At 72.1% G+C, this 2,817-nt stretch carries 5 protein-coding genes; 4 read left to right on the plus strand and 1 reads right to left on the minus strand.

Annotated elements, in window-relative coordinates:
- Nucleotides 1–63 precede the first annotated feature (63 nt).
- Genes IE249_RS02805 through IE249_RS02815 form a run of 3 tightly spaced genes read left to right on the plus strand, consistent with a single transcriptional unit; the run spans nucleotide 64 to nucleotide 2,077 of the window.
- Nucleotides 64–1,002 carry a PAC2 family protein gene (locus tag IE249_RS02805; RefSeq protein ID WP_189703136.1) on the plus strand — a complete coding sequence of 313 codons (939 nt, stop codon included), beginning with the start codon at nucleotides 64–66 and terminating at the stop codon, nucleotides 1,000–1,002.
- A 45-nt stretch (nucleotides 1,003–1,047) separates the two neighbouring features.
- The gene (gene coaE / locus IE249_RS02810; RefSeq protein ID WP_189703137.1) at nucleotides 1,048–1,647 is read left to right on the plus strand and encodes a dephospho-CoA kinase; all 600 of its coding nucleotides are present in this window, start codon (nucleotides 1,048–1,050) and stop codon (nucleotides 1,645–1,647) included.
- Nucleotides 1,648–1,696: 49 nt separating this feature from the next.
- Entirely contained in the window at nucleotides 1,697–2,077 is a 381-nt protein-coding gene (locus IE249_RS02815; RefSeq protein WP_189703138.1) for a tetratricopeptide repeat protein, read from the plus strand.
- A 16-nt stretch (nucleotides 2,078–2,093) separates the two neighbouring features.
- On the opposite strand, the gene IE249_RS02820 is transcribed toward IE249_RS02815, so the two are convergent.
- The gene (locus tag IE249_RS02820) at nucleotides 2,094–2,360 is read right to left on the minus strand and encodes a DUF6343 family protein (RefSeq protein ID WP_189703139.1); all 267 of its coding nucleotides are present in this window, start codon (nucleotides 2,358–2,360) and stop codon (nucleotides 2,094–2,096) included.
- Between the two features lie 120 nt (nucleotides 2,361–2,480).
- On the opposite strand from IE249_RS02820, the gene IE249_RS35960 reads away from it, so the two are divergent.
- A partial coding sequence (locus IE249_RS35960; RefSeq protein WP_373304331.1) for a class I SAM-dependent methyltransferase occupies nucleotides 2,481–2,817 on the plus strand: 337 nt, incomplete at its 3' end.

Genomic DNA, 2,817 nt, shown 5'->3' on the forward strand with positions numbered 1-2,817 from the left:
TATCGGGAATGCCCACGCTCCGCCACTCGTTGTGATCGGTGAACACGAGGAGGGGCGGTCACAGTGCTTGATCCGCAGGGTTTGTACGCATGGGAACCGAAGGGTTTGGCCGTAGTCGACATGGCGCTCGCCCAGGAGTCGGCCGGACTTGTCATGCTCTACCACTTCGACGGATACATCGACGCGGGTGAGACCGGCGACCAGATCGTCGACGGGCTCCTCGACTCCATGCCCCACCAGGTCGTGGCCCGCTTCGACCACGACCGGCTCGTGGACTACCGAGCCCGCCGCCCGCTGCTGACGTTCCAGCGCGACCGCTGGACGGGGTACGAGGAACCGGCCATCGATGTGCGTCTCGTGCAGGACGCCACCGGCGCGCCCTTCCTGCTGCTGTCCGGGCCCGAGCCCGACGTGGAGTGGGAGCGCTTCGCGGCGGCCGTGCGGCAGATCGTGCAGCGCCTGGGCGTGCGCCTGTCGGTGAACTTCCACGGCATCCCCATGGGCGTGCCCCACACCCGGCCCGTGGGCCTGACGCCGCACGGCAACCGCGTCGACCTCGTCCCCGGGCGGACCAGCCCCTTCGAGGAGGCGCAGGTCCCCGGCAGCGCGGAGGCCCTGCTGGAGTACCGGCTGATGGAGGCCGGGCACGACGTGCTCGGCGTCGCCGCCCATGTGCCGCACTACATCGCACGATCGGCCTACCCGGACGCCGCGCTCACTGTCCTGGAGGCCATCACCGCGGCCACCGGCCTGGTCCTGCCGGGCCTCGCCCACTCCCTGCGCAACGACGCGCACCGCACCCAGACCGAGATCGACCGGCAGATCCGCGAGGGCGACGAGGAGCTGACCTCGCTCGTCCAGGGCCTGGAGCACCAGTACGACGCGGCGGCCGGCGCGGAGACCCGCGGCAACATGCTCGCCGAGCCGGTGGACATCCCCTCGGCCGACGAGATCGGCCGCGAGTTCGAACGCTTCCTGGCCGAGCGCGAGGGCGACAACTGACGCCCGCCGCCCGGCCGGTCCCGGGCAGGTCCTAAGCTTCCGGTCATGCTGAAGGTGGGTCTGACCGGCGGAATCGGCGCCGGTAAGAGCGAGGTGTCCCGGCTGCTCGTCGAGTGCGGGGCCGTGCTGATCGACGCCGACCGCATCGCGCGCGAGGTCGTCGCCCCGGGCACGCCGGGCCTCGCGGCGGTCGTGGAGGCCTTCGGGCCCGGGGTGCTCACCGGGGACGGCGCCCTGGACCGGCCGAAGCTCGGGTCCATCGTCTTCGCCGACCCCGACAAACTCGCGGTGCTCAACTCGATCGTGCATCCCCTGGTCGGCGCGCGCTCCCGTGAGCTGGAGGAGGCCGCCGCCGCGGACGCGGTCGTCGTCCACGACGTCCCCCTCCTCACCGAGAACGGCCTCGCACCGCTGTACGACCTCGTTGTCGTCGTGGACGCGAGCGCCGCCACCCAGCTCGACCGGCTGGTACGGCTGCGCGGCATGACCGAGGAGGACGCGCGTGCCCGCATGGCCGCCCAGGCCACCCGCGAGAAGCGCCTGGAGATCGCCGACATCGTCATCGACAACGACGTGCCGATCGAGCGGCTGCGCGCGCGGGTGCGGGAGGTCTGGTCCGAACTCGTCCGCAGGGCCCAGGAATGAGCCGTCCGGGCGGGGCGTTGAACCCTTCCAGCGAGGGAAGGATTCCGCCGTGCCCGAAACCAGCGGTTCGTCCGGACGCACGCCGGAGACGCATGTCATCGACTTCCGTGCCGCCGAGCGACTGCTCGCCGCACGGGACCCGCGGGGCGCGGTGAAGCTGCTCGACGGGGTCATAGCCGCCCACCCGGAGAACACCGCCGCCCGCCTGCTGCGCGCCCGGGCGTTCTTCGCGGCGGCCCAGCTGCGGCCCGCCGAGCTGGAGTTCACCGTCGTCCTGGAGCGCGAGCCGGACAACGCGTTCGCGCACTTCGCCCTCGCCCGCACCTACGAGCGGCAGGGCCGGCACGACCAGGCCCGGCGCCACTTCCGCCTGGCGGCGGCCCTGGACCCGAACCCGCAGTACCTCGAACGAGCCCGCTTCGACACCTGACCGCGGCCGCGGCCGGCTAACGGCGCCGGTTCTCGGGTGGTGGGTACGGCGGGACGTCCGGCCCCGGCTGATAGTGCGGGCCCTGCCGCATGTGCCGGACCACGAGCGTGAAGTCGACCGTGACCACCAGCCACAGCACGGCGCAGGCCGCCGCCCACCCGGGCCGGTCCACCAGCACGAACACCACCGTGCCGAAGATCGCCCAGACCATCCCCCACAGGCTCAGCCAGAACCGCGCCCGCAGAGGGCTGCGCGCGGTGGTCGGTTCACTCCCTGTACGCATCACGATCAGCTCCTGCCTGCCACGTACCCTTTCCTGCCCGCCGCTCACACGTACGGGTGAACCACCGCGAGGGGGGAACGGCCGTGCGAAGGGGGCCGTTGGACGGGCATGAGGCTGAAAATGCGCGAGGGGTATCAAGGGACGGGCCCGGGACCGATCACACCCGACGGCTGCGCGGTGGAGCTGTACTCCCGGCTGCCCGTGGGCGACGAGCCGGACATCGTCGCCGGCGCCGTGCCCGAGGGCGCCCGCATCCTGGAGCTCGGCTGCGGAGTGGGCCGGGTGACCCACCCGCTGCTGGAGCGGGGCTTCACCGTCACCGCCGTCGACGAGTCGCCGGAGATGCTCCGCAGGGTGCGCGGAGCGCGCACGATATGCGGCCCGATCGAGCATCTCGACCTGGCGGAGACCTTCGACGTCGTGATGCTCGCGTCGTTCCTGGTGCACGCCGGTGACG

Source organism: Streptomyces anandii JCM 4720 (genome assembly GCF_014650655.1).
Classification (GTDB): Bacteria; Actinomycetota; Actinomycetes; order Streptomycetales; family Streptomycetaceae; genus Streptomyces; species Streptomyces anandii.

Bases quoted from the DNA above. Each gene is read 5' to 3' on its own strand.
- coaE (WP_189703137.1), top strand. From the start codon at position 1,048: ATGCTGAAGGTGGGTCTGACCGGCGGAATCGGCGCCGGTAAGAGCGAG.
- IE249_RS02820 (WP_189703139.1), bottom strand. From the start codon at position 2,360: ATGCGTACAGGGAGTGAACCGACCACCGCGCGCAGCCCTCTGCGGGCG.